Origin of the sequence: Snodgrassella sp. ESL0253 (assembly GCF_013344965.1) — a bacterium.
Classification (GTDB): domain Bacteria; phylum Pseudomonadota; class Gammaproteobacteria; order Burkholderiales; family Neisseriaceae; genus Snodgrassella; species Snodgrassella alvi_B.
In genome coordinates this window covers 307,565-332,197 of record NZ_JAAEDQ010000001.1, presented here as the reverse complement: position 1 = coordinate 332,197, position 24,633 = coordinate 307,565, and the positions used below count along the sequence as shown (strand labels likewise).

At 43.8% G+C, this 24,633-nt stretch carries 26 protein-coding genes; 18 read left to right on the top strand and 8 right to left on the bottom strand.

From position 1 onward, the window contains the following. Positions 1 to 891: 891 nt before the first annotated feature. The 6 genes from queA to pntB all read left to right on the top strand — a co-directional run bounded on the left by queA (position 892) and on the right by pntB (position 7,209). Entirely contained in the window at positions 892 to 1,932 is a 1,041-nt protein-coding gene (gene queA, locus GYX26_RS01440) for a tRNA preQ1(34) S-adenosylmethionine ribosyltransferase-isomerase QueA (RefSeq protein WP_174827748.1), read from the top strand. 11 nt (positions 1,933 to 1,943) lie between these two features. Further along, on the top strand, positions 1,944 to 2,336 hold the full coding sequence (gene gloA / locus GYX26_RS01435) for a lactoylglutathione lyase (RefSeq protein ID WP_174827747.1): 393 nt from the start codon (positions 1,944 to 1,946) through the stop codon (positions 2,334 to 2,336). Between the two features lie 226 nt (positions 2,337 to 2,562). Further along, entirely contained in the window at positions 2,563 to 2,880 is a 318-nt protein-coding gene (gene sugE / locus GYX26_RS01430) for a quaternary ammonium compound efflux SMR transporter SugE (RefSeq protein ID WP_174827746.1), read from the top strand. A gap of 148 nt (positions 2,881 to 3,028) precedes the next feature. After that, positions 3,029 to 3,970: a siderophore ABC transporter substrate-binding protein gene (locus GYX26_RS01425; RefSeq protein WP_174827745.1), complete on the top strand. Its 942-nt coding sequence runs from the start codon at positions 3,029 to 3,031 to the stop codon at positions 3,968 to 3,970. A gap of 308 nt (positions 3,971 to 4,278) precedes the next feature. After that, a complete protein-coding gene (locus GYX26_RS01420) occupies positions 4,279 to 5,817 on the top strand; it encodes a Re/Si-specific NAD(P)(+) transhydrogenase subunit alpha (protein ID WP_174827744.1) in 1,539 nt (512 codons plus the stop codon). Between the two features lie 12 nt (positions 5,818 to 5,829). Further along, positions 5,830 to 7,209 carry a Re/Si-specific NAD(P)(+) transhydrogenase subunit beta gene (gene pntB / locus GYX26_RS01415; RefSeq protein WP_174827743.1) on the top strand — a complete coding sequence of 460 codons (1,380 nt, stop codon included), beginning with the start codon at positions 5,830 to 5,832 and terminating at the stop codon, positions 7,207 to 7,209. A 410-nt stretch (positions 7,210 to 7,619) separates the two neighbouring features. Here pntB and mog read toward each other — a convergent pair whose 3' ends face one another. Beyond that, a complete protein-coding gene (gene mog / locus GYX26_RS01410) occupies positions 7,620 to 8,195 on the bottom strand; it encodes a molybdopterin adenylyltransferase (protein ID WP_174827742.1) in 576 nt (191 codons plus the stop codon). A 70-nt stretch (positions 8,196 to 8,265) separates the two neighbouring features. On the opposite strand from mog, the gene moaC reads away from it, so the two are divergent. Both moaC and GYX26_RS01400 read left to right on the top strand, forming a co-directional pair. Further along, positions 8,266 to 8,751 carry a cyclic pyranopterin monophosphate synthase MoaC gene (gene moaC / locus GYX26_RS01405; RefSeq protein ID WP_174827741.1) on the top strand — a complete coding sequence of 162 codons (486 nt, stop codon included), beginning with the start codon at positions 8,266 to 8,268 and terminating at the stop codon, positions 8,749 to 8,751. Positions 8,752 to 9,821: 1,070 nt separating this feature from the next. After that, on the top strand, positions 9,822 to 10,565 hold the full coding sequence (locus GYX26_RS01400) for a helix-turn-helix transcriptional regulator (RefSeq protein WP_100089374.1): 744 nt from the start codon (positions 9,822 to 9,824) through the stop codon (positions 10,563 to 10,565). 548 nt (positions 10,566 to 11,113) lie between these two features. On the opposite strand, the gene GYX26_RS01395 is transcribed toward GYX26_RS01400, so the two are convergent. Beyond that, positions 11,114 to 11,386: a DksA/TraR family C4-type zinc finger protein gene (locus GYX26_RS01395; protein WP_174827740.1), complete on the bottom strand. Its 273-nt coding sequence runs from the start codon at positions 11,384 to 11,386 to the stop codon at positions 11,114 to 11,116. Positions 11,387 to 12,057: 671 nt separating this feature from the next. Between GYX26_RS01395 and GYX26_RS01390 the strand changes: the two genes are divergently transcribed. Continuing rightward, entirely contained in the window at positions 12,058 to 12,387 is a 330-nt protein-coding gene (locus GYX26_RS01390) for a four-helix bundle copper-binding protein (RefSeq protein ID WP_100089371.1), read from the top strand. A gap of 197 nt (positions 12,388 to 12,584) precedes the next feature. On the opposite strand, the gene dapB is transcribed toward GYX26_RS01390, so the two are convergent. Both dapB and GYX26_RS01380 read right to left on the bottom strand, forming a co-directional pair. Beyond that, positions 12,585 to 13,397 carry a 4-hydroxy-tetrahydrodipicolinate reductase gene (dapB, locus tag GYX26_RS01385; RefSeq protein ID WP_100114091.1) on the bottom strand — a complete coding sequence of 271 codons (813 nt, stop codon included), beginning with the start codon at positions 13,395 to 13,397 and terminating at the stop codon, positions 12,585 to 12,587. A gap of 3 nt (positions 13,398 to 13,400) precedes the next feature. Next, on the bottom strand, positions 13,401 to 13,784 hold the full coding sequence (locus tag GYX26_RS01380) for an outer membrane protein assembly factor BamE (RefSeq protein ID WP_100089367.1): 384 nt from the start codon (positions 13,782 to 13,784) through the stop codon (positions 13,401 to 13,403). A gap of 129 nt (positions 13,785 to 13,913) precedes the next feature. Here GYX26_RS01380 and fur point away from each other — a divergent pair, with 129 nt between their 5' ends. From fur to dapD, 3 genes are read left to right on the top strand one after another with little or no spacing between them, the layout of a single operon-like run. Then, entirely contained in the window at positions 13,914 to 14,348 is a 435-nt protein-coding gene (gene fur / locus GYX26_RS01375) for a ferric iron uptake transcriptional regulator (RefSeq protein ID WP_100089366.1), read from the top strand. Positions 14,349 to 14,374: 26 nt separating this feature from the next. Beyond that, positions 14,375 to 15,157, top strand: a complete 783-nt coding sequence (gene aat, locus GYX26_RS01370) for a leucyl/phenylalanyl-tRNA--protein transferase (protein WP_174827739.1) — start codon at positions 14,375 to 14,377, stop codon at positions 15,155 to 15,157. Positions 15,158 to 15,172: 15 nt separating this feature from the next. Further along, on the top strand, positions 15,173 to 15,991 hold the full coding sequence (dapD, locus tag GYX26_RS01365; RefSeq protein WP_174827738.1) for a 2,3,4,5-tetrahydropyridine-2,6-dicarboxylate N-succinyltransferase: 819 nt from the start codon (positions 15,173 to 15,175) through the stop codon (positions 15,989 to 15,991). 111 nt (positions 15,992 to 16,102) lie between these two features. Here the strand turns inward: dapD and GYX26_RS01360 are convergent, their stop codons facing one another. From GYX26_RS01360 to GYX26_RS01350, 3 genes are all read right to left on the bottom strand, one after another. Next, positions 16,103 to 16,396, bottom strand: a complete 294-nt coding sequence (locus GYX26_RS01360) for a hypothetical protein (RefSeq protein ID WP_174827737.1) — start codon at positions 16,394 to 16,396, stop codon at positions 16,103 to 16,105. A 2-nt stretch (positions 16,397 to 16,398) separates the two neighbouring features. Next, complete coding sequence (locus tag GYX26_RS01355; protein ID WP_100089362.1) at positions 16,399 to 16,806, bottom strand: phage holin family protein; 408 nt, start codon at positions 16,804 to 16,806, stop codon at positions 16,399 to 16,401. An 84-nt stretch (positions 16,807 to 16,890) separates the two neighbouring features. After that, positions 16,891 to 17,205 (bottom strand): YqjD family protein, encoded by a 315-nt coding sequence (locus GYX26_RS01350; RefSeq protein ID WP_174827736.1) that lies wholly within the window; start codon positions 17,203 to 17,205, stop codon positions 16,891 to 16,893. A gap of 223 nt (positions 17,206 to 17,428) precedes the next feature. Between GYX26_RS01350 and GYX26_RS01345 the strand changes: the two genes are divergently transcribed. The 5 genes from GYX26_RS01345 to GYX26_RS01325 all read left to right on the top strand — a co-directional run bounded on the left by GYX26_RS01345 (position 17,429) and on the right by GYX26_RS01325 (position 22,855). Then, positions 17,429 to 18,292: a phosphoribosylaminoimidazolesuccinocarboxamide synthase gene (locus GYX26_RS01345; RefSeq protein WP_174827735.1), complete on the top strand. Its 864-nt coding sequence runs from the start codon at positions 17,429 to 17,431 to the stop codon at positions 18,290 to 18,292. A 1,942-nt stretch (positions 18,293 to 20,234) separates the two neighbouring features. Continuing rightward, positions 20,235 to 20,504 (top strand): hypothetical protein, encoded by a 270-nt coding sequence (locus tag GYX26_RS01340; protein WP_174827734.1) that lies wholly within the window; start codon positions 20,235 to 20,237, stop codon positions 20,502 to 20,504. Positions 20,505 to 21,012: 508 nt separating this feature from the next. After that, a complete protein-coding gene (locus GYX26_RS01335; RefSeq protein WP_174827733.1) occupies positions 21,013 to 21,810 on the top strand; it encodes a polyamine aminopropyltransferase in 798 nt (265 codons plus the stop codon). 68 nt (positions 21,811 to 21,878) lie between these two features. Next, entirely contained in the window at positions 21,879 to 22,214 is a 336-nt protein-coding gene (locus GYX26_RS01330; RefSeq protein ID WP_100089358.1) for a ferredoxin, read from the top strand. A gap of 5 nt (positions 22,215 to 22,219) precedes the next feature. Continuing rightward, positions 22,220 to 22,855, top strand: a complete 636-nt coding sequence (locus GYX26_RS01325; RefSeq protein ID WP_174827732.1) for an alpha/beta hydrolase — start codon at positions 22,220 to 22,222, stop codon at positions 22,853 to 22,855. A gap of 291 nt (positions 22,856 to 23,146) precedes the next feature. On the opposite strand, the gene GYX26_RS01320 is transcribed toward GYX26_RS01325, so the two are convergent. Further along, positions 23,147 to 23,713, bottom strand: coding sequence for a TetR/AcrR family transcriptional regulator (locus GYX26_RS01320; RefSeq protein ID WP_174827731.1), 567 nt, complete (start codon positions 23,711 to 23,713; stop codon positions 23,147 to 23,149). A 173-nt stretch (positions 23,714 to 23,886) separates the two neighbouring features. On the opposite strand from GYX26_RS01320, the gene GYX26_RS01315 reads away from it, so the two are divergent. Next, positions 23,887 to 24,438 carry an HPP family protein gene (locus GYX26_RS01315; protein ID WP_174827730.1) on the top strand — a complete coding sequence of 184 codons (552 nt, stop codon included), beginning with the start codon at positions 23,887 to 23,889 and terminating at the stop codon, positions 24,436 to 24,438. The last annotated feature ends 195 nt before the right edge of the window (positions 24,439 to 24,633 follow it).

The following is a 24,633-nucleotide window of genomic DNA, read 5'->3' as shown; positions in this document are numbered from 1 at the left end:
TATAGTCTGGCAGCCTTATTTTGCGTGCACACTACTTAAATTTTTGTCTGAAATGATGACAGGAATTGAGAGAGTAGAAATATAAATGTCAGGCAAGCTGATAAATGCACAATAATCGAATTTTCTTTTATCAAATAATAATTTCATCATTTATGATTTGGTCATAGTGATAAACAAAACCTTCTTCAATATTCTTAACTGCTAACTCATCCTCAGTTAGAATTTTTCCGTCTCAGATATAATCAGGTTTGTCTTTTAGTGTAACTTTACCAACAGGATTATTGTGAAAATAAAAATATCCATTATTAATAATTAATGCTTTTATCATTATTAAAATACATCAAACCTTTAGAGCATGAACATGTAACAGGCTGATAACTTGCCAGGCTTTTTCTGCCTTCACCCCAGATAATGTTTGTAATTTCATCATAACCAAGCTTTATAAAATAATATATGAGCAATTTTAAAGTAGAGAGCTGATGCATAAAACAATGATTAAATATAATATTTTGGTTTTTTGTTTACTGTTCAGGTAGCTTATTGGGTTAGTTTGAATTTCGTCTTTCCATAGTTGCATACTTACTAGCGGTATTAAATGGATGAATAACAGAATTAAACCATAGTGTTACTTTAAACACTTATCGTTTTTTTGTGATGATTATTTAAAAATAATTAATGTTTGGTGGTCTGTTATAGTGCTAATTAAGATAGGATAAAGGTATGATTTGAAATAAAATTTCAATATTACATACAGAATTAATTATAAAAATACTTAAGATAACATTGATTTCTGGGAAACCGGCTAATTAGCCTCTGGCCAGTATGCTATTGCTTCGCAGCTTACCGCAGCAGGCATATAATACGTCTTTTGCCGTTTTCAGGCACTAGTACATGCATATTAATGATTTTGACTTTGATTTGCCGCCAGAACTGATTGCGCAGCATCCGCCAGCCGAGCGTGGTAGCAGCCGTTTACTGGTTGCTCTGCCCGGACAACAGCCGGCAGACAGCGAATTTACCCGGCTGGCTGACCATATTGCAGCCGGTGACGTATTGGTATTTAACAATACCCGTGTAATGAAAGCCCGCCTGTTTGGCCACAAGGCCAGTGGTGGGCAGATTGAGGCGTTGATTGAGCGCGTGCTGGACGCGCATACCGCGCTGGCACATGTGCGTTCATCCAAATCACCCAAACCGGGTACAGAACTGATTTTTGAAGGTGGCCTGCATGCACAGATGCAGGCACGTCAGGGTGAGCTGTTTGTGCTGCACTTTGCTGGCAGCCAGACAGTATGGGAGTTGCTGGCCGCTCACGGGCATCTGCCTTTACCGCCATACATTACCCGTTCGGCCGATAATGACGACGATGAACGTTACCAGACAGTATATGCCAAACATGAAGGTGCGGTGGCAGCACCGACTGCCGGTTTGCATTTTACTGATACCCTTTTGCAACAATTGCGTGACAAAGGCGTGCATCTGGCCGAAGTAACCTTACATGTCGGTGCTGGTACTTTTCAGCCGGTGCGGGTAGAGAATATCGCCGAGCATCATATGCACAGTGAATGGTATGATGTGAGTGAAACGGTAGTGGCAGAAATAGAAGCTGCGCATGCCCGTGGTAATAAAGTCTGGGCAGTGGGCACCACCGCAGTACGCGCACTGGAATCTGCCGCGCGCAGTGGAAAATTGCAGGCCGGGCAGGGAGATACCAGTATATTTATTACCCCCGGTTATCAGTTTAAGGTTATCGACCGCATGATTACCAACTTTCACCTGCCCAAATCAACGTTACTGATGCTGGTGAGTGCTTTTAGCGGTTATGATGAAATCCGTGCCATTTACCAGCACGCCATAGCAGCACAATACCGTTTTTTCAGTTATGGCGATGCCATGCTGCTGGGTAATCTGGCGCAAACAAAAACAGAATAAAGGAACAAATCATGAGAATGTTGCATACTATGCTGCGCGTAGGCGATCTGGATAAATCACTGGCGTTTTATCAGGATGTGTTAGGCATGAAACTGCTGCGACGCGAAGATTTTCCCGGCGGCCGTTTTACTCTGGCCTTTGTCGGCTATGGTGAAGAATCCAATAGTACCGTGCTGGAATTAACCTATAACTGGGATACCCATGCCTATGAGCTGGGTAGCGGATACGGCCATATTGCTATTGAGGTAGATGATGCTTATGCTGCCTGCGATGCTGTGCGCGCTAAGGGCTGTCGGGTAACACGTGAAGCCGGACCCATGCAGCATGGCACGACAGTAATAGCGTTTGTGGAAGACCCGGATGGCTATAAAATTGAATTTATACAGAAAAATAAACCTGTATGATTAGTCGGTGGTGCTTTAAGCCCTAACGTGCCACCAACTGCCAGGATCACGCCAGATGGCCGCGATGCCGTCTGTTGCTGCATCATCATGGTTTCTCAGTGCTTGACGCTGGCTTTGTCTGCCTACTATGATGCGGTTATTCACATGCTTATGCATCCGGTCTGGGACGACCCGGCCGGTAAATTCTCATGCAGGACGGCCTGCATTAGCCTGTACAGGAACAATCATGGCTTGGCTGTCATTATTACTGGCCGGATTACTGGAAGTAGTCTGGGCCATTGGTCTTAAATATTCACAGAATTTCACTAAACTGACGCCCAGCATTATTACGTTGGTGGCTTTGGTTGGCAGTTTTCTGCTACTGGCACAGTCGATGCGCTCCTTGCCGGTAGGGACAGCCTATGCGGTATGGACCGGAATTGGTGCAGTGGGTGCAACCATTGTAGGTATTATCGTTTTCAGGGAACCGGCCGGTGCCATACGCCTGATTAGTCTGGCACTAATTATTATCGGTATCATTGGTCTGAAATTTGGTGCCCACTAAAGCATCGCCGTGTTTGGCCGGTTGCCAGTTTCTGCTGAAAATCATCTGTTTACAGCTTACAGCCATTAATGGCAACCGACAGACTGGACTTTTGCCTTAATATAAATAATAATTATTATCATTATTTAACGCAAAAAGGTAATTTGTCATGAAGAAAATTCTGGCGATGGCTGTGTTATCTGCATTAGCTCTGGGGCTGAGTGCCTGTCAAAGTACAGCACCGGTTAAGGTAGCGCAGACAGGTGAAGAATTGAAGCTGCCGGCAGCACCACAAAAAATTGTAGTGATGGATTTTGGTGCACTGGATACTCTGGATGCACTTCGTGCCGGTAACCGAGTAGTTGCCGTGCCAGAGCAGAGTATACCCAGTTATCTACACCAGTATCAGAACGATCAGGTACAGAATGCAGGCCAGATGAAAGAGCCGGATATTGCCGCTATTCAGGCACTTAGCCCAGACCTGATTATCATCAGCGGACGTCAGGAAGCTTTCTATAAAGATTTAAGTGCCATTGCTCCTACCCTGAATTATTCAGTTAATGCCGCAGATGGGCATTATTATGAAGATGTGAAAAAGCAAATCCGCCGGTTGGGGAAAATTGCCGGCAAGGAAGTATTGGCGCAGCAGCAATTAAAAGCATTAGATTTGAAAATGAGCGCAGCCCGCGAGCTGGCACAGCATTCAGGCCAGAAAGCCATCGTGGTGCTGCATAATGACGGCCATGTCATGCTGATGAATCAGGGCACTTATCCGGCATTGATTTTTGATGAACTGAAGATTAAACGTGCTGTGGCTGCGGATGCGCTGCCTACACCTGTTATCGGTGATAATGGCAGACCTGTGCCTGTAATGGTGGATAGCCAGTTTATCAACCAATACCATCCAGATATTGTCTATGTTGTTGACCGCAGCAAAGCCATCGGCAAAACACCAATGCGTAATGACTATTTTGATGACAAAGTATTGCAGCGCGCCGGTACCAAAGTAGTTTATCTCAGTGCCGATTTATGGTATCTGTCTGGTAACGGGCTGGAAAGTCTGAACCAGCAGATTGATGAAGTTGTGAAACCCTTGAATGACGTTAAATAACATCACTTAATACTAAGCCAAAGCCAGCCATTACTTCTGATGGCTGGCTTTTTTGTATCACGTACTTGTCTATTCTTCCTGAAGCAGATATTTGACTTTTATCTGTGTCAATTTGATGTTATTGTTAAATTTTTTAAATCAGACAGCAATAACGCCATCATTGCGGTTTTATCGCCCTGTTTTCGATACTATAGCGGTTGTAAAAGCAGCATAGAATATTGCTGTTCTGGCCTGCCAGTGGCCTGATGGCATATCACTTACTGTCAAAAAATTGATTTTTACGGCACCTTCCTCGGAAAGGAATAAGAATGAAGATAGGTATTCCACGCGAATCTCTTGCCGGTGAAACCAGAGTAGCGGCTACGCCGAAAACCGTTACCCAGCTGATTAAATTGGGGCATGAAGTTATTATTGAACATGATGCCGGCAAAGCGGCCAGCCTGTCTGACGGGCTGTATCATGAAGCCGGTGCAACCGTGGCTGATGCTGCAACCGTCTGGCAGTGCCCGCTGATATTTAAGGTAAACGCGCCCAATACTGACGAAATTGCGGCCATGAATGAAGGTACGATTCTGGTTAGCTTTATTATGCCGGCACAGCAGCCAGAACTGCTTGAACAGTTGCAGGCGAAAAAAATCACCGTGCTGGCTATGGATATGGTTCCGCGCATTTCGCGCGCGCAGGCGATGGATGCACTGTCTTCAATGGCCAATATCAGTGGCTATCGCGCCGTTATCGAAGCTGCGGAAAACTTTGGCCGTTTTTTTACCGGTCAGATTACTGCTGCCGGTAAAGTACCACCGGCTGAAGTACTGGTCATTGGTGCCGGTGTGGCTGGTTTGGCCGCCATTGGAACTGCGCGCCAGCTTGGTGCCGTAGTCAATGCTTTTGATACCCGACCAGAAGTAGCCGATCAGATTGAGTCCATGGGCGGTAATTTCCTGCATCTGGACTATCAGGAAGAAGAAAGCAGCAGTGGTGACGGCTACGCCAAAACCATGAGTGCTGCCTACATTGAAGCAGAAATGAAACTGTTTGCCGAGCAGGCCAGACAGGTTGATATTATCATTACTACTGCTGCGATTCCGGGCAAACCAGCCCCAAAACTGATTACCCGCGACATGGTAGACAGTATGCGCGAAGGTTCGGTAATCGTTGATCTGGCTGCTGCAACTGGCGGTAACTGCGAATATACCGAGCCCGGTAAAATCATTACCACAGCCAATGGCGTGAAAATAATCGGCTATACCGATATGGCCAACCGGCTGGCTGGCCAGTCTTCACAATTATATGGCACCAATCTGGTGAATCTGGCTAAATTACTCACGCCTAATAACGATGGCGAATTAGTGCTGAACTTTGAAGACGTGATTATCCGTAACATGACTGTGACCCATGAAGGCAACAGCATGTATCCGCCACCACCAATCCAGGTGTCCGCCGCACCCAAAGCGGCACCAAAGGCCGTAGCGCCCACCACTGCTGCGCCGGCAGTACAGACGAATACGGCAAAGAAAAAAATGATTTGGGCGGCTATTGCCGTTATGCTGGTGTTATGGGTTGGCGCCGTAGCTCCGGTGGCCTTTCTCAACCACTTTATGGTGTTTGTACTGTCCTGCGTCGTGGGCTACTTTGTTGTGTGGAATGTGAATCATTCCCTGCATACGCCGTTAATGTCGGTAACCAATGCCATTTCCGGCATTATTGTACTGGGTGCATTGCTGCAAATCGGGCAGGGACACGGTTTTGTGTCGTTGTTAGCCTTTATTGCGGTGGCCATTGTCAGTGTCAATATCTTCGGCGGCTTTGCTGTTACCCGTCGTATGCTCAATATGTTTCGTAAGTAAGGGAGAAACAGGATGTCTCAAGGTATCGTAACTGCCGCCTACATCGTTGCTGCCGTATTGTTTATTCTGAGTCTGGCCGGGCTGTCGCAGCAAGAAAGTGCCAGACGCGGCTGCTATATGGGGATAGCCGGCATGGCCATCGCCCTGATTGCTACTGTTTTCAGCCAAGATGCGCACGGATTGGGCTGGGTGATTATTGCCATGGTAATAGGTGGCGCAGTTGGACTGCAACAGGCTAAAAAAGTAGAGATGACCCAGATGCCGGAGCTGATTGCCATGCTGCACAGCTTTGTTGGTCTGGCCGCTGTACTGGTAGGCTTTAATAGCTACATCGACCCGCACGATGTAGATTCGGATATGTTCACCATTCACCTGATTGAAGTTTTTCTGGGTGTATTTATCGGTGCGGTCACATTTAGCGGCTCTCTGGTGGCGTGGGGTAAACTGAATGGCAAAATTGCCAGCAGCCCCTTGCAACTGCCACATCGCCATCTGCTTAATCTGGCTGCCCTGATATTGTCTTTCGTGCTGATGCTGTGGTTTGTGGGTGTGGATGGTTCCGGCTTTGCGCTGATTGTAATGACCCTGATTGCACTGGCCTTTGGTTACCATCTGGTAGCTTCAATTGGCGGGGCGGATATGCCAGTAGTGATTTCCATGCTCAACTCCTATTCAGGCTGGGCTGCTGCCGCTGCCGGTTTTATGCTCGACAATGATTTACTGATTGTTACCGGTGCACTGGTGGGTTCTTCTGGTGCCATCCTGTCGTATATTATGTGTCAGGCCATGAACCGCAAGTTTCTGGCAGTGATTGGCGGTGGCTTTGGTGCAGCACCCGTAGCTGCTGGTGGCGACAATACTCCTGCCGGTGAAGTGCAGGAAACCAAGCCGGAACAAGTAGCCGAAGCATTGAAAAATGCGCATAGTGTTATCATTACCCCAGGCTATGGCATGGCTGTGGCACATGCTCAGAATGCAGTGGCCAGTATCACGGCCAAATTGCGCCAGCAGGGGGTGAATGTGCGCTTCGGCATTCATCCGGTAGCCGGCCGCCTGCCCGGGCACATGAATGTACTGTTGGCAGAAGCCAAAGTCCCCTATGATGTGGTACTGGAAATGGACGAAATCAATGATGATTTCAGTGATACCGATGTGGTATTGGTGATTGGTGCCAATGATACCGTTAATCCGGCAGCGGTTACCGATCCGGGCAGCCCCATTGCCGGTATGCCGGTACTACATGTCTGGGAAGCCAAAAATGTAATTGTCTTCAAGCGTTCCATGCAGTCTGGCTATGCAGGTGTAGATAATCCGCTGTTTTATGAAGAAAATGTCAGAATGTGTTTTGGTGATGCCAAAGCAACATTGGACGAAGTGGATAAAAATATCTAAGAAGTATTAAAAAAACAGTCTGGAAACTATCCAGACTGTTTTTTTATTGCTAAAAAGATTATCCGCAGCGGCTACAGTACAATCACAGCTTTAGCAGCCAACATGACCACTGTGCGACTGTAACTACTTTATGTTAAGTCAGCTACACCGCTCCCGTAACAAACCAAAAGGTGCTTACACATACGCAACAATCTGCCACCATACCATTAGTTTTGGCACTTTTGGTACTACTATGCCGTATTCAAGCGACAGGTTAAGCAAATTTTCAACATACTTGATGACATGCACTCGCTGGTGTGTGGCCAAAGCCAGAATAAGCAGTCAATCATCTTCTATAATGCGCTAATACACCAGAAAACGTTAGATTGTTAATTGAAAATCAGTTTTTAGCAGCTTTCAAAAGCTCAGAATCAGCGCTTGGGCAACACCACCGGGCAGAAATCCGCATCAGTTTGAATCAACGGGCCGCCAACGGCATCCACCGCAATCGGTATCGAAGCAAAAATCCCCGGAATTAGCGTTTTACCGTGCTCATCCTTTACCCCGCCCAGCGTTTCGGCAATGGCAGATGGTTTACCGGGTAAATTCAGAATCAGACTATTTCCACGCAATACGCCTACCTGACGCGACAGAATAGCTGTGGGCGTAAAGTGTAAACTGATTTGCCGCATCAGTTCGCCAAAGCCGGGAATTACCCGGTCGGCCACTGCCAGCGTTGCTTCCGGTGTCACATCGCGCAGATAGGGGCCGGTGCCACCAGTAGTAAGAATCAGCGGGCAAGCATCCTTGTCCGCTAGCTGCGTCAGCGTACTTTCAATCAGAGCCTGCTCATCCGGTATCAGGTGTTCGACCAGTTCCAGCGGATTCAATACAGCCCGCTGCAACCATTTTTTCAATTCCGGCAAACCCTGATCGGCATAGACACCAGTAGATGCCCGGTCACTAATAGAAACCAGACCGATTTTTAATAAAGGTAGTGTACTCATATCAAACCATCCCCAGCAGCAAAAAGGCAATTATTGTAATATAGACCTTTTAGCCTGTCAGTGAAGCAAGATGAATTCAGACGAGTTAACTCATTTCAACAGCCGTGGCGAAGCCCATATGGTAGACGTAGGCGGCAAGCCACACAGTAAGCGTATTGCCATTGCAAGCGGTACGATTAGTGTCAACAACAATGCTTATAGCAAAATACTTAGCGGTGACAGCAAAAAAGGTGATGTGCTGGGTGTTGCCCGGATTGCTGCCATACAGGCGGCCAAACAAACCAGTAATCTAATTCCCCTGTGTCATCCCATCGCCCTGACCCGGGTGAATGTGGATTTCAGCCTTGATGACGAAAAGCGCAGTATAACCATCTGCGTACAAACCGAAAACACGGGGCAGACTGGTGTGGAAATGGAAGCCTTAACCGCAGCCAGCATCGGCCTGCTGACCATATATGATATGCTCAAGGCAGTAGACCGCAGTATGACCATCAGTGACATTTGCCTGCAACATAAAGAAGGTGGCCAGTCAGGCAGTTGGCAGCGTCAGCCCTAAAATAATGATCAGCATTTGCAGTTAGTGAATATCACTGGCTGCATCTGGCGGTAACCATTTAGCCTGTAACGATAATTTATTGAGCTTAAAATATTCTGTAACCGGAAAAGCCCTTTAATCTTTCAAACTTTTGTTAATAAAATATCCAGATAATCCAGAAGCTGTCTATTCATCCGAGTATTGATTACAGAGCATCCAATAGCTAACAAGTTTTATATATTTCATATTGTTACGCAGCGCGCTATTTTTAACTTTGAAGTAACATTTCTTTTAATATCTGTATAAAAAAAGATAATTAAAACTGAAATGAAGATTGAATAATATTTCAATCGCATTAAAATAATGATAAATCTTGATAATAAATTAATGATATAATCAAATGTATTTACAAATTAACTTGTATAAATAAATTTAAGTTTTTTGTTGTACAAATTGAGTTTATATTTAGAATATCGCAAGTTTTATGAACTGAAAGGATAGTAAGCAGTAAGATAAACCAGAAAAATCAGTTTTAAATAAATAATTATTCAAGTTTAATTATAGAATAACTTATGTTTATTTTATGAAAAAAAGGCTATAAAATTAACACAAGTTCACATATAATAGTTTATAGCTCGCCCCTTATATAAAGCAAACTTTACCAATGGTTGTAATATTACGTGTTAACTTACAATTGCCTGATTGTATATACAGTGATTTAGGCGCAAATTAACTCATGTCCAAGCATTTTCTTGTACATGACGACATGGTATCATCAACGCTTACCCGATAGAGATATCATATTAAGCAGTTATAGTGCAGTACAAGTAATTGATGCTACACCAGTAAGCTTAAATAGCAACTTTGGCTTAAATTTATAATGTTAGTTTGGAATATATTTAATGTGTTGAATTGCTACTCCTAATATATACACATGCTAAATTATATCGCAAAAGTTATTTTTAGCAAGGTTTAATTTAATTTTATATAGCTGAATGTTGTATTTAATTAAACTTTAAATTGTAAATGATTGTTTAATAATAAATTTTAAATTAAACCTTACATTGTTTTTATTTGAAGGTAATTCAAATATGGAAAATTTTAATGTTGGCTTTGCCTCCAGAATGCAGGAAGTAGTGGATATTCTCGGCAGTGTATCTGAGTTGTCCAGAAGAGTAGAGGTAGCGTACCCAACAGCATCAAAATGGGTTAGAGACGGAGCAGAACCCAGTACTACCAATCTGATAAAAATAGCTCGTGTTGCACAGGTAGAAATAAAATGGCTGGCAACAGGCATAGGGCCAAAATTTGACCAGAAAAATGCAAAGTATTACGCAGAACTGCCTAATCCACTGGCAAAGAATACGCCTATCGGTGAAACCGATTGTGGTTATGGCAACCATCCTCATGCAGTCTGTGCCAGCGATTATGCATTTATTCCAGTATGTTCAACCGAAAACCCGGATAATATTGAAGCCACAGAAGGCAAAGCAATGTGTACCATTGCCTTTAACCGTAACTGGCTGGAAAATTATCTGAATGTAGATCCGCAAAAACTCAGTACCCTGATTGTCAAGGATGACAGCATGACCGGTGTGCTAAACGATGGCGATCATGTGCTGATTAATCACAGTAAAAAAGCTGGAGGCGATGGCCTGTATGTGTTACGCATAGGAAAGAATATTCTGGTAAAACGTACACAACTCAAACCAAATAATCAATTGCTGGTAACATCAGCCAATAATGCTTATGAACCATTCACTATCGATTTGGCTAATAGCGAACAGGATTTTGAAATTATCGGCAAAGTAGAGTGGTTTGGTCGCAAAATCTAAACCGCTGAAGTATGCTATATCTGGCTGTATGCATTGTAGCTGGTAAACCAGAAACCACTAATTAAACCCGAATAAAGCCTGTTTATCGGTTATAGTGATTTTTATACAATTAGAAAGACAGCATAGCGCTTGCCTGCAACGAAAAGCAGATGCATGCAGATATGTGCTACTAAAAGCATGTTCAATAATGTGTGCAGATCAGGCCGGTGGTGTGTCAATCATCCATATTGCTGTTAGTGGTAACGGATAGAACCAATACACTTAATGGCATAGTTAGTTATGATTATCAAACCGATTTTCTATCGGGCTGATTTACTGCTTTCAGCATATCAGACTAATTGTGCCAAACAAGTTTTTCAACTTCAGATACAGAAATAATACCTGTACATCAGCAGTGGGCTTAAAACTTCATACTGACTTCAAGCACTAAATTTCAGGCCATTACCATCACTTTTTCCAATAAATATTTATCATTTAAATAGAAATTGTGTGAATCTTTGCACAGTGCAGGCCATTCGATCTGTGCCTGATAGCCCAATTCAATCAGCCTAGCGTAGCTGACTGTCCTTACTGCCACGCCGGTTATATAAACTGAATGTTTTCTGTATTTCCTTATCACGTTCGGTTTGACAGCCAACACAAAAGCGCACGCCCTGAATTACCTGACGGCGTGCTAATGGAATAGCTTCACCACATTCTTCACAAAATTCTGCACTTTCTGTTGCCTGTTCCATCTGCTGACGTACATGATTGAGGGCATCTGCTATTGTGCTCTCTATCTGCTGGTTTACAGCATCATCTGAAGCCCATCCACTAGCCATAATAAATTCCTTTAAATATCAGGGTATTGAAATGGGGTTGTTCATTTGATTTTCAATATACTGCTGATTAATATCGTTATTGTCAGACTGGATGGTTAGATAAAATCATTGCCGCAGCCATCAAGAAAAAACACAAGATAAACGGACAATGCCGGCTGCGAGTAATGATTGGTCTGAAATGATTAAAATGAGCGCCGAGAAACGATGATTGTTATAGTTGAAAGCGATTGTGACCCATTTATCCGCGCGGCAGTTATAGTGTTGTGTACAAATTTTATTAAATAAAATTTGATATACAATGGGTTACATCATATTTTGTATCGATTGTCATATTGCTGTGTTACTTTGTAGTGAAACAGCGCCTGTTAATTATTCAATCCATTTGCTCACAGGGCAGGCTTGAAAGACAAATAATTGTATATTTAGAAAATAATCATTCAAACCATCAATTTTAAAATCATTCCTGAATTTTCCACTGGCCAGTTTACAGTAACAGGCAGTTGATATTGTGTAATTGGCATATATTGATTATTTGCTAGTAAAAGTTAAATAAACATATCTAAATCATATATTTATTTACTTCTGGCTGGATTGCAATATGCGCTATGGTTTTATAGACTGATTTTGATTTCTCTTGTTAAATCAAAATATTGTTGAAAAGGATGCGAATCATGGATGCGCTGAAATTTAAGGAATGTGTAGAAGCATGTAACTGTTGTATAGCCTTGTGCCAGTATTGCTCAACAGCCTGTCTACAGGAAGATGATGTCAAAATGATGGCTAAATGTATCAGTCTGGATCTGCAATGTGCTGAAATGTGTGCCCTTGCGGTTAATTTTATGTGTAAGAACAGCGCTTTTGTTCCACAGGTATGCCAGCTATGTGCTCAACTATGCCGCGCTTGTGCGCAGGAATGCGGGCGGTTTGATATGGGGCACTGCCAGCGCTGTGCCGAAGCCTGCAATGCCTGTGCAGACAAATGCATGGCTATGGCGGCCTGATTCATTTACTAATTATCCGGCCATTGTTGCAGACAATGGCTTTTAATATGTGCTATATAAAATTGTCGCCTGAAAATACATCAGCCGGCGAGCTTAATCGACTAAATTCCAATGATAGCGCCTTGTCTGCATTACAAATGCATACAAGGTTAGCCAGATTAATAGCTAACCTTGTAGTAAAGATGCTCCTGCTATGCTTATTTCAGGCCAAGCACATCCTGCATATCAAATAATCCCTGCTGATGCTGGCGCAGCCATACTGCTGCACGGACAGCACCATTGGCAAAGGTAGCGCGGCTGGAAGCTTTGTGACTGATTTCCACACGTTCGCCATCGGTAGCAAACAGGGCCGTGTGGTCACCAACAATATCACCAGCACGAATAGTGGAAAAGCCGATGGTTTGTGGGTCGCGAGCTCCTGTGTGTCCTTCGCGGCCATAAACCGCGCAGGTTTTCAGGTCACGGCCAAGGGCATCGGCAATCACTTCGCCCATGCGCAGCGCAGTGCCAGAAGGGGCATCTACTTTGTGACGATGATGCGCTTCTATAATTTCAATATCGTAGCCTTCGTTTAACACGCGTGCTGCGGTATTAAGCAGGGCAAAGGTCAGGTTTACGCCCACGCTGAAATTGGGCGCAAACACAATAGCCGTTTTTTCAGCAGCATCAGCAATGCGCTGTTTGCCAGCCTCATCAAAGCCGGTGGTGCCGATCACGTCCTTAACACCGAGGCGTTCGCAAATAGCCAGATTGCTCAGTGTGGATTCCGGTTTGCTGAAATCAATCAGTACATCGGTATTGTCCAGTACTTTTTCGGGGTCGTGACAAATGCTCACGCCAAGTTCCAGCCCGATGGCAAAGCCGGCATCCAGTCCGATAGCCGGTGAGGCATTGTGTTCCAGTGCACCACTTAATACACAATCGTGCCGCTGGCTGATACTTTGAATAAGGGCTCTGCCCATGCGGCCGTTGGCACCGGCAACAGCCACTCTCAAGCGAGATGTAGACATAAGTTACTCCGTTTTTTCAGGCACAGCAGTGGTTATTGGCTGCGGTTGTGCAGTGATGACATCACCTTCGGCATGAATCAGTTTGCCATTAGCATCAAAATAAAGAGTCAGTTTTCTTTCTTCCTGAATCTCGCTGGCGCGGGTAATTACATACAGATAATCCCAGCGGTTGGCATGAAACGGGTCGCGCAGTAATGGTGTGCCAAGCAGCATTTGTACCTGCTCACGGCTCATGCCGGGCTGTAATGAATTCACCACATTCTGGTCAAGTAATTCATTACCCTGAATGATTTTGAGTTTGTACGACGGGATTTGTGCCAGTTTGGTTGTAGAGCAGGCACTCAGGCCGAGAGCGGCCACTGCCAGCAGGCAGTATATTTTTTTCATGCTGATACCTCGGAGCTGGGACGAAACAGTTAGCAATGGCGATGGCGACATTGTATGACACCCAGTGGGCAATTGCCTTAAAAGTGCGTATTATAGCGAGTATTATCATCTAGTGGTGAATTAAGCATCATGAATAACAATGTAGCTCAACTGAAAGATAACGGTTTAAAGGTGACAGGGCCCAGACTGAAGATTCTGGAGCTATTTGAAGCTCAGCCCGAAGAGCACCTGAGTGCAGAAGATGTATACCGGCGCCTGCTGGATGAAGGGGTTGAAATCGGCGTAGCCACCATTTACCGTGTACTTACCCAGTTTGAACAGGCCAATATTTTGTTGCGCCACCATTTTGAAACCGGCAAGGCAGTTTATGAACTGAATCGTGGCGGCCATCATGACCATCTGGTTTGTATTAAATGTGGCAAAGTAACTGAGTTTTGCAGTGAAGAAATTGAAACACTGCAAAAGAAAATTGCCGACGATAACGGCTACCGTATTGTTGACCATGCGTTGTATATGTATGGTGTGTGTGGCGAATGTCAGCAGTTTGAGAGTAAACACTTCTGAACTGAATAAGGGCAGGATGTGCGTGTATGAATCAGCCTGAATACCGGCCATGTATTCCGGTGCTGTGTAGTGAAAATCTGGATTTTCCTGATATAGAGCCTGCGCAGCGCCAGCGTGATGGTCTGGTAGCCATCGGCGGTGATTTAAGCCCGGCACGAATACTGGCTGCTTACCGGCGAGGTATTTTTCCGTGGTATGCGCCAGATGAACCAATCATGTGGTGGGCTTTTGCGCAGCGGATGGTATTGCTTCCGGCTGAATTGAAAATCAGTCGTTCGCTAGCGAAAAATCTGCGTAATAAACCCTATGCGGTAACGATGAATTATGCTTTCCGGCAGGTTATTACCAACTGCGCGCAAACGCCACGTAATGGCCAGAACGGCACATGGCTAGTGCCGGAAATGCAACAGGCGTATTACACGCTGCATCAACAGCAGCATGCCTGTTCATTTGAATGCTGGTATCAGAACGCGCAGGGGCAGGCCTTTCTGGCAGGCGGTTTATACGGCGTGCTGCTTGGGCAGATATTTTATGGGGAATCCATGTTTGCCCATGCTGGTGACGCTTCCAAAATTGCCTTTGTCCATGCTGTACATTATTTGCAGCAGCAGGGTGTACCGCTGATTGACTGTCAGGTTTATACCGATTATTTGGCCAGCTTCGGTGCGCGGGAAATTCCGTTTACTGATTTTGCCGCCTGTCTGCATCAGTTTAATGCACAGCCACTGCCACAGCCTGTTAAGCCACAGGTACTGGCCGACAATGGTGTTATCCCCTTACCCGGCGATAGTCCTTACCTGAATCATTGATTATAGGAATACTTTATGTCTTTACAACAAGTGATTGAAACTGCTTTTGAAAATCGTGCCGAAATTACCCCTTCTTCTGTAACTGCGGAAGTAAAAGAAGCGGTAGCAGAAACTTTGCAGCAACTGGATAGCGGCTGCCTGCGTGTGGCTGAAAAACAGGGCAATCAGTGGCAGGTTAATGAATGGGCGAAAAAAGCAGTATTACTGTCATTCCGAATCAGTGACAATGTCATTGCCGATGATGCGGTAAACCGCTATTTTGACAAAGTGCCCACCAAGTTTGCCGGCTGGAGCGCGGCTGATTTTCAGCAGGCTGGTTTTCGTGCTGTGCCGGGCGCAGTGGTGCGTGCTGGCAGCCATATCGGTAAAAATGTGGTGCTGATGCCTTCATTTGTGAATATCGGTGCGTTTGTTGATGAGGGCACCATGGTAGACACATGGGCAACTGTAGGTTCATGCGCCCAGATTGGTAAACATGTTCACCTCAGTGGGGGCGTGGGAATTGGCGGCGTACTGGAACCTTTGCAGGCTGCACCAACCATTATTGAAGATAACTGCTTTATCGGTGCCCGTTCTGAAATTGTTGAAGGGGTGATTGTTGAAGAGGGCAGCGTGATTTCCATGGGCGTGTTTATTGGCCAGTCCACTAAAATCTACGACCGTGAAAGTGGTGAAATCACTTATGGCCGAGTGCCAGCCGGTTCTGTAGTCGTGTCTGGCAGCCTGCCGGCCAAAGATGGCAGCCATAACCTGTACTGTGCTGTGATTGTGAAAAAAGTGGATGCCAAAACCCGTGCCAAAACCAGCGTGAATGAATTATTGCGTGGTATTTAAGCTTAAATCTGTTTGCAATAAATAAAAGCCTCTTACGACCAGTAAGAGGCTTTTATATTGGGATGAGCAGATTATATATCTGGCAAAATCCATCGTATTGATTTTATCAATCTAAGACCGGCGGATGGACCGATTGATTTTGCTGGCCATCAGCGAGGCAACAGTCAATAACGCACCTACCAGTATCTTGTTACGCCAGCGTTTGGGTTTATTGGCCAGTTTCAGTGCCAAACCACCAGCCGGAATTTTATCCACGATATTCAGTGAACGCTGCCACAGGTTTGATTTAGTGGCATGATGACCATTTTTAAGCTGTTCGGCCAATAGTTTTAATCGCGCACCTTGTGCCTGTAGGTTAAGCAGCTCACGTTGCTGTGCTATATTCAGCTTACCGAATTTACTCATATTCAGTGTTCTCCATTAGCCTTGGCATTGCTTGTGTGTTTGAGATAGCTTATATCTTTATTTATGGCTGCGAATGTTTCAGTCATAAACTGACTTTGTTTGCGCAGTAATTTAACAATCAGAATAGTCAGAAGCAGGATTAAAAGTAAAAACAGAATGGCAATGCCAAAAAACACCCATACTTTGGCCTGTGGTGTGAGTAGGGTATTCAGACCGAATAACAGACTGATAAAGCCCAGAAAAAACACCACCCCAGCCAGCACCACAAGCACCATCAGTACAATAATACTTTGTAGCTGGGCAATGGCATCCAGCCGCAGCATACGTGCACGAATCCACAATAACTCGCTACCGTATGTCAGCCAGATTTTTAGCTTGCGCAAATCGCGGCCAAGATTACCTATACTCATGCCATGGTATCCGTTTAAGAGTGAATCATATTCAGGCAATTGGTGTTTACCGTATTGCCTGAATGTAGCCTGTGCTGGCAGTGTTCAGCGTTTGCAGCGTCCCAGCATAACACCGGCAATAAAGCCAGCCGCGGCGGCGATGCCCATGGCGTAATATGGCTGTTCACGTACCAGCTCATCGGTGCGTTCGGCTGTGGCACGGGCTTTTTCGGCCAGTGTGCTTTCCAGATCGCTCAATTTGGATTTGGTATTACCCAGTTTTTTGCGTAGCTGGTCTTTCAGCTCCTTGGCCTGATCAGAACCATTGTCACTGGCGTTGTCATATAAATCTTCAACTTCATCCAGCACAGAGCGTACTTCTTTCATTAAATCTTCTTTTTGGGAATCAAAATCAGCCATGATCATTCTCCTAACAAGTGGCGTCAAAATACTGACAATATCAAAATCAACAGCCAGCTTAACCTGTGTCGTGCAGCAAACAGACTGCCAGTTTTGTTGCAATATCGGTTAAAATAATTATTGGCTGCTAACATCTGTTACACAAGAACTACCTTAGCACAAGGATATGTTTTTGCACAGATATTGATCTGTTAGCAATTGATCGTTTTAATGGGGATGGATAATGAGCGAGCTGGTGTTAGAGAAAATATATTCGGGTAAAGTACGGGATTTGTATGCAATTGACGGGCAGCACATGCTGATGGTCGCCACTGATCGCTTATCCGCTTTTGATGTAATTTTACCTGAACCTATAACAGGAAAAGGCGAAATTCTTACCCAGATATCCAATTTCTGGTTTAAAAAACTGCAACATATCATGCCAAACCATTTTACTGGTGCAACAGTTTATGATGTGCTGCCACGCGAGCAGGCGGATAAAATTGCCAAACGAGCAGTCGTAGTGAAAAAGCTGACTCCGCTGAAAATCGAAGCCATTGTCCGCGGTTATCTTTCCGGCAGTGGCTGGCGCGATTATCAGCAGACAGGTGCTGTTTGCGGCATTCAGTTACCGGCGGGATTGCGCGAAGCCGAACAGTTGCCGGAAGTGATTTTTACCCCATCCAGCAAAGCTGCTGTAGGCGACCATGATGAAAACATCAGTCTGGCACAATGCACCACCTTGCTGGGGGAAGAACTGACCAGACAGGTAAGCACCAAAGCGATTGAGCTGTATACCGAAGCAGCCACTTATGCCCGTAGCAAAGGCATTATCATTGCTGACACAAAATTCGAATTCGGTTTGGATGAGAATGGTACATTAACTTTAATGGATGAAGTGCTTACTCCTGATTCCAGCCGTTTCTGGTCGGTAGATAACTATCAGGTTGGTACCAATCCACCTTCATTTGACAAACAGTTTATCCGAGACTGGCTGGAGGCATCCGGCTGGAATAAACAGCCGCCAGCACCGCAAGTACCGGCCGACATTATTGCCAAAACACTGGCTAAATATCAGGAAGCACTGCATTTACTCGCAGAAGTGTAAGTATTTATTCAGAGTGGCAGATAAAACAGCCCGGCCAGTAACTGTTTGTGATGTGATAAATAGCTGACAGGAATATTCCGGCTGGAATATAACATGCCAGTACGTGAAAATAGCAAACACAGTATTGGCTGGGCGAAGAGTGAATTAATTGCTGCTATTCATGATTAAAGAAATAAGTGGTTGGCCATGCAGGCCAGCCATCATCACTGATTCCTTTTAAGGAAATTCTGCTTTAACCAGACAGGTATTATCCGTATGCTTACTAGGATTTAACATTTACCCAGTGTTAAAAGCAAAACTTAGCCTTAGCAGGAAGCATTTGTTTTAAACAACACCCGTATTAGCCGGCCACGTGCCGGTTTTTTTATCTGCATTCCGGCAGATTGAATTTATTAATATTTACTTAATATATGTGGGGTAGTGCGTTCTTTTGAACTTTTTTGCACTATACATAAAAAGGCTGAAATAAAGGAAACACGGGCATTCTGGGAGGGTGAAAAGACAAAAATCTGAAAATCAGCTTTTGTACCATTTTAGGCAAAAATTGCGCAATTTTTGAAACCTTTTAAGCAGATCATAAATAAGATTTGAGCAATGTTTAAACTGTTGTTAAAAGTCAATTCTATAGTTTTTGATAATGTGGTTTTTATGTGTTTTGGGCGTAATAGTTTTCTACCTTAAGTTTTACGTTGCCGTAAAGCTTAAATTAAGCGTAAAAGTTAAATAAATATTTTAAGAAACATAATACTACACATTATTTTTGTATAACTGTATAGCTTCTAACTTTTTCGAAGATTCTACAACTCATGTGAGTGACTGGCGTTGTGACTTTTTCTTTATTGCTGTTTACAATAAAGAAATTATATATACTTGGCTAAGCGCAAATTATCATTTAGCACATCAAGTTCATTTGCTTATATTAAATGTACGAATAGGCAAATGGATATGTAAATGCTTGCATTCATTTGAAAATTTATTTTTTATTAAAAAAATCAATTTGTTATTTAAAATATACAATTTGAGGCTATTAATGAATATGCAAGAGATAGCGTTATCCATGTATGCAAATCCTCTTATTTAGAAAATAGCAACTAAACAAAAGATTAAACAAAATGGACAATTTTTTGTTTAGTCTTTTGTTTAATTAAATTAATTGGTTGTATAAAATTATGAATTAGCATGCTTACCGACTAAACAAAAAAAACATTTGTTTAGTCGATAGTAAAAAATTTGCTTAAATTTAGGAAACGTAAGCAAAATCTAAAGCAAAAAATTGATGTAGTGCTTTTTACTTTCAAATTAGTAAACTGATCTATTTATTTAAATAAGTTGCGGCTTTTTCGCAGTCCTTTAATTCTACTGGTCTAAAACTATATTGTATTGCAATATGCATTTAGATTTTGCTAAACTGAACTAGCAGTTCTGTTTTTTCACTACTTTATCAGTTTCAACGACTTACAGGATATCAAGATATACTTGATTTTGCAGATACCGAAGAAAAATGAGCAGAGGCAAAAAAAGGGGATTGCTTGCCTGAAGAAAGTACCGGGCAGCTCTACTGAGGTATCAGCAAGGTTTAATTTCTGAATTGCCGAGCACACAGGAAGAGTAACAAAAAAGTACAAAAACATGCGCCAGTGAAATTGCTGGCGTGGTACAAAAGAATTAGCAAAAAGGTGTCAAAGTATTCGCTATCCTATATAAGTCATGATTAAAGAAAAAGAGTAAAGAATATTTCCACAACAAAAGAATTACGGTTACAACCTTGCATCGTGCGCAATTTCAAAGACCAGCACTTACAAACGAGCAATATATACGCGCATCTGCATCAGATTTTTTACAGCAATGTACAATTATCTGCGTTACCGATTTGCCATTGCGTGACCAGATTCATACTGTTTGGCAGCAGGAGGGAGCACAACGGTGACTTACCGGCTTTTGTGTGTTTGACCCGTATCGCAAGCATCACATCTGTACCCAGCTTGGTTTGGCCGATGATGGCTCAATCAGTACAGATATTTTTATTCTGGGCATAGAAAATACCATGATTGCGGCACTGAGCATGACTATCGCCGCTGAATGCATGGAATTGCGTAGCGTATATCTGGCTAGTATTCAAAAAGATATCCGCCAGATTATCCAGATGACCCATCTGCCCAAACAGGCTTTTACAATGGCCATGCCGATAAGCGTTGCCACTCATCTGTTCTGAACACAAACACCGTATGGCACTGGCAATGCATTCATTTCAAAATCATAATCAGGACATATTTAATCTGGCCGATTTTGCTGCATACAATGAAATTGTGCAGATCTATAAAGATGTGTGCGGCAGTGAATAGCGCATTGATGTATATACTACGCAAATAGCCAGCAAGTTAGCATGTAAACATTATAAATGTAGTGATATATTATCCGTCCTTCACAAACAGGGTTTTTGCGCTCTTTAAATAAAACATAAATCCTGCCATACATATATAATACGCCTGCACAGACCTCACTGTGTGTACGGTTAAACCGGTCTGCTCAGTGAGCTTGTATTTTTGCCAGCAGCTCCTTACAGTGCAGTGCTGGCTTACTTATCCACAATACCAGTTTACTTAGCAGATTCCTGATACTCTGCTGATTAACGCTGGCGTGAACAAATATACGTAGCCGGCGCTTATCCAGTTACCAAACAGGCGCCCACCAACCCATGTTATCTGATGATGGAAACTACCATGCCACAACATCCTTATCGCCGTTTACGTCCTGCACGCCATGAATTACCGGAAGTAGGCATATCCGAATCAGGTAACATCCGTTCCTTGCATCTGGGTACGCCTACCATTCAAAGCTCAATGAATGTAGATAATCCGGCCGAGCTGGTACTGTCATACAGTCGTGCCATGATGGCCTGGCTGCTGTTTGTCGATGATATGCCGCAGCATATTACCCAGATTGGGCTGGGCGGTGGCTCATTTGCGCGCTGGATTGATGCCTATCTGCCTGATACCAGCCAAACTGCTGTTGATATCAATCCGCAGGTCATCAGCATTGCGCGCAGTATGTTTGAATTGCCGTTTGAAGGTGAAAAATTCGAAATTATCGAAGACGATGGTGCCGAATACATCAAAGTATTACGAGGCAATACCGACATCATTCTGGTAGATGGCTTCGATGGCGAGCAGATTATAGACAGTCTGGTAGCTGAACCATTTTTTGCTGATTGCCGTCAGGCACTCAGCGAACATGGCATCTTTGTCACCAACTGGTGGCAGGGTGACAAACGTTTTCAAACCTTTGTACGCCGCCTGCGCGAAGTATTTGACAACCGTGTGCTAATGGTGCCGGCAGAAACCCATGGCAATATTGCCGTACTGGCCTTTCAGCAGCCACCAACACTGCGCGACTGGGATAAGCTGAAAAAACGTGCCGGGCAGCGCGCCAGCCAGTTTAATCTGGATTTACCCGCCATGCTGGCTGCCATAAAAGCCCAGCAGGTACACGGCAATCGTCCGCTGTCATTTAATGATTAAATAACCTCACGCTGGCGCACCAACTCGCACTGCCAGCGTAAACAGGCAGAAAGAATAAAGGAAAACCCGTGAGTTATTATGCCAAACATCTGTTTGTCTGCACCAATCGCCGTGATAACCCGTGCCGCCAGAGCTGCGGTGACGATAACGTCGGTGCCGATGCAGTTGATTACCTTAAAGGCCATGCTAAAGCAATGGGGCTGATGGGCGTGGGTAAACTGCGCATCAGCAGTGCCGGCTGCCTCGGACGCTGTGATGAAGGGCCAGTTATGGTACTGTATCCGCAGGGGCGCTGGTATACCTATGTAGACGAAAGTGATTTACAGGAAATTCTCGATGAAGAACTGGCTAACGACCGTGTCGTTACCCGTTTATTAATGGATAAACCCGAAAGTAGCGAGTAAACCCGATGCTAAAGCAACAACCCAACATCTGGATTAACGGGCCGGCAGGACGGCTGGAAACCATCTATCTCCCGGCACAGGGCACCGCCCGTGGTGTAGCCGTGATTAATCATCCTAACCCATTACAGGGCGGGCTGAATACCAACAAAGTCGTACAGACTGCTGCCAAAGCACTTACCGGACTGGGCTTTCACTGCTATCTGCCCAATCTGCGCGGTGTGGGCAACAGCGACGGCGAGCATGATTATGGCCGCGGTGAAGTAGCAGACTGCCTTGCTGTAGTTGATTTTGCCCGTTCCCAGCATCCAGAAGCGAACAAACTGGTGTTGTCCGGCTTTTCCTTTGGCGGCTATGTTGCCTTATTCAGCGCCTTAACTGCCCGTCCGGATGCCTTACTGCTGATGGGGCCTGCGATTGGCATGTATCCTGTTGATGCACCCAATGCCTACAATCCAGCCACCACCTTGCTGATTCATGGTGAAAAAGACGAAGTAGTACCATTGCAAAACAGCATGAACTGGGCAGAGGCACAGGATTTACCTGTACTGGTCGTGCCGGGCTCCGGCCATTTTTTCCATGGCAAACTGATTTTGCTGCGCCAGTGGATTGAGCGGCTGTTTCCAGCGTTACTGGTTGAATAATAAAAATATTACTACCCTGAATGCTTAAATAAAATATAAGTAATTAAATATCAATACACTGATTTTAAAAGAGTTGTTCAGGGTAAATCAGAATTTACCTGCTCAGAATCTTATATTGGCAAGCACACCTATTAAACAATATAGCCAACAGCTGAAAATAGGCAAGCCAATATAAAATTAATAAAGCACGCTATCAGTTGATTACAGAATGTGCAGTACGCATCAATTCCTGATTTAAAATCACATCTGCACAAAATTGACGATTAGATAGATAAACGGCTATTAATGATTTTATGCATTAGCGTTACCAATAGCGTCAACTATATCATATATATATCTCTTTTCTCGTTCAAAATCATGCCCCTCAACACCAAAAACCGATGCGTAGGCAATCATACCTTCAAGTATTAACATAATCAGGCAAGCCGCCTGCTCACATGCTGCGGTTCCGCCCAGCCATTGAGCAATTGAAGCCTGCATCCATTGTTTGTGTTCTCTAACAATAGAGCATATTTCTTCACTCCTATTGCCATATTCAGCCTGAGCACGCACAAACATGCAACCGCGATAGTCGTCATCATTAAACCACCTGATATGCCATGAAATAAGCGCATTAATTTTATCTTTTTTCTCCGAAAATACCGCTATCACATCTGTAAGTGACTTTTTAAAAAAAGCATTCCTCCTAAGTAATACTTTACTCACCAGCCCATTTTTGTCACCGAAATATTTATATAACGTTCGTTTCGATACTCCTGCACGTTCTGCAACGAGCTCCAGACTAACAGCGCAGTAACCAAATTCATTAAACAATGATTCAGCAGCAGCAAGTATCTTATCAATAATTTCAGATTTCATTATTTTGACGTTTTTAGCATATTTTTTAATTTTATCACAATAACACCATTTTGGTTAATTATAAATATTATTTGACCATTTATGGTTTTAAAAATACAATAAGTAAACGTAATCGTGTACTTATTGTATTTATTTGAACAATAATGTTTACTTATTCATTACAGGAGGAACTCATGTTAGTAAAAATTAAAGGGGGAGAGGCCATGCAGCCCCGACCTAATATAGTAGCGATATTGAGAGGTTTTACTGGTGGCACTTTGGGAATTTTCGTGTTACTCCTGATAACTTACTGGAGCGGTACTTTAGCAATCATGGCTCCATTTGGTGCAACATGTGTATTATTATTTGCCGTACCTAAAGCACCATTAGCCCAGCCAAGAAGTGTTATCGGGGGGCATTTTATCTCGGCTTTAGTAGGGATTTTGTTCATCAATTTATTTGGTAATGGAATACTATCCATAGCATTAGCGGTTGGCATATCCATTGCTTTAATGCAATTTTTACGTGTAGTCCATGCCCCTGCGGGTGCAAATCCCATTCTTATCATGATGTCAGGAATCACTGACTATTCATTCTTGTTGACACCCGTACTGATAGGTTCAGTTCTGTTAGTTCTTGTCGCTTTAATAGTCAATAATATCGGAGCCGGAACCCATTGGCCCTGTTATTGGTTGGGCTATCGTTCAGGTATGGATAACAAACATATAAAATCAAAAGGGGATTAGCGTGCCTGTATGGTTTGGCAGAGTGGTTAATAATTCTCAGTACCTAAAGACCTCATCAGGTACTAACAAATATCACGCCAATACAATATACAACACTGAAACAGACTGCTTAATTTTCTGGATAAGTTTTGTACTAGATATAGGGTATTTACATTAAAAATTTTACTATTGTACTTCATCTAGTTAATAAAAAAG

Bases quoted from the DNA above. Each gene is read 5' to 3' on its own strand.
- GYX26_RS01420 (WP_174827744.1), top strand. From the start codon at position 4,279: ATGAAGATAGGTATTCCACGCGAATCTCTTGCCGGTGAAACCAGAGTA.
- mog (WP_174827742.1), bottom strand. From the start codon at position 8,195: ATGAGTACACTACCTTTATTAAAAATCGGTCTGGTTTCTATTAGTGAC.
- sugE (WP_174827746.1), top strand. From the start codon at position 2,563: ATGGCTTGGCTGTCATTATTACTGGCCGGATTACTGGAAGTAGTCTGG.
- GYX26_RS01355 (WP_100089362.1), bottom strand. From the start codon at position 16,806: ATGAGTATAGGTAATCTTGGCCGCGATTTGCGCAAGCTAAAAATCTGG.
- moaC (WP_174827741.1), top strand. From the start codon at position 8,266: ATGAATTCAGACGAGTTAACTCATTTCAACAGCCGTGGCGAAGCCCAT.
- GYX26_RS01400 (WP_100089374.1), top strand. From the start codon at position 9,822: ATGGAAAATTTTAATGTTGGCTTTGCCTCCAGAATGCAGGAAGTAGTG.
- fur (WP_100089366.1), top strand. From the start codon at position 13,914: ATGAATAACAATGTAGCTCAACTGAAAGATAACGGTTTAAAGGTGACA.
- GYX26_RS01425 (WP_174827745.1), top strand. From the start codon at position 3,029: ATGAAGAAAATTCTGGCGATGGCTGTGTTATCTGCATTAGCTCTGGGG.
- pntB (WP_174827743.1), top strand. From the start codon at position 5,830: ATGTCTCAAGGTATCGTAACTGCCGCCTACATCGTTGCTGCCGTATTG.
- GYX26_RS01345 (WP_174827735.1), top strand. From the start codon at position 17,429: ATGAGCGAGCTGGTGTTAGAGAAAATATATTCGGGTAAAGTACGGGAT.
- GYX26_RS01390 (WP_100089371.1), top strand. From the start codon at position 12,058: ATGGATGCGCTGAAATTTAAGGAATGTGTAGAAGCATGTAACTGTTGT.
- GYX26_RS01350 (WP_174827736.1), bottom strand. From the start codon at position 17,205: ATGGCTGATTTTGATTCCCAAAAAGAAGATTTAATGAAAGAAGTACGC.
- aat (WP_174827739.1), top strand. From the start codon at position 14,375: ATGAATCAGCCTGAATACCGGCCATGTATTCCGGTGCTGTGTAGTGAA.
- dapD (WP_174827738.1), top strand. From the start codon at position 15,173: ATGTCTTTACAACAAGTGATTGAAACTGCTTTTGAAAATCGTGCCGAA.
- gloA (WP_174827747.1), top strand. From the start codon at position 1,944: ATGAGAATGTTGCATACTATGCTGCGCGTAGGCGATCTGGATAAATCA.
- GYX26_RS01315 (WP_174827730.1), top strand. From the start codon at position 23,887: ATGTTAGTAAAAATTAAAGGGGGAGAGGCCATGCAGCCCCGACCTAAT.
- GYX26_RS01320 (WP_174827731.1), bottom strand. From the start codon at position 23,713: ATGAAATCTGAAATTATTGATAAGATACTTGCTGCTGCTGAATCATTG.
- dapB (WP_100114091.1), bottom strand. From the start codon at position 13,397: ATGTCTACATCTCGCTTGAGAGTGGCTGTTGCCGGTGCCAACGGCCGC.
- GYX26_RS01360 (WP_174827737.1), bottom strand. From the start codon at position 16,396: ATGAGTAAATTCGGTAAGCTGAATATAGCACAGCAACGTGAGCTGCTT.
- GYX26_RS01335 (WP_174827733.1), top strand. From the start codon at position 21,013: ATGCCACAACATCCTTATCGCCGTTTACGTCCTGCACGCCATGAATTA.
- GYX26_RS01325 (WP_174827732.1), top strand. From the start codon at position 22,220: ATGCTAAAGCAACAACCCAACATCTGGATTAACGGGCCGGCAGGACGG.
- GYX26_RS01395 (WP_174827740.1), bottom strand. From the start codon at position 11,386: ATGGCTAGTGGATGGGCTTCAGATGATGCTGTAAACCAGCAGATAGAG.
- queA (WP_174827748.1), top strand. From the start codon at position 892: ATGCATATTAATGATTTTGACTTTGATTTGCCGCCAGAACTGATTGCG.
- GYX26_RS01380 (WP_100089367.1), bottom strand. From the start codon at position 13,784: ATGAAAAAAATATACTGCCTGCTGGCAGTGGCCGCTCTCGGCCTGAGT.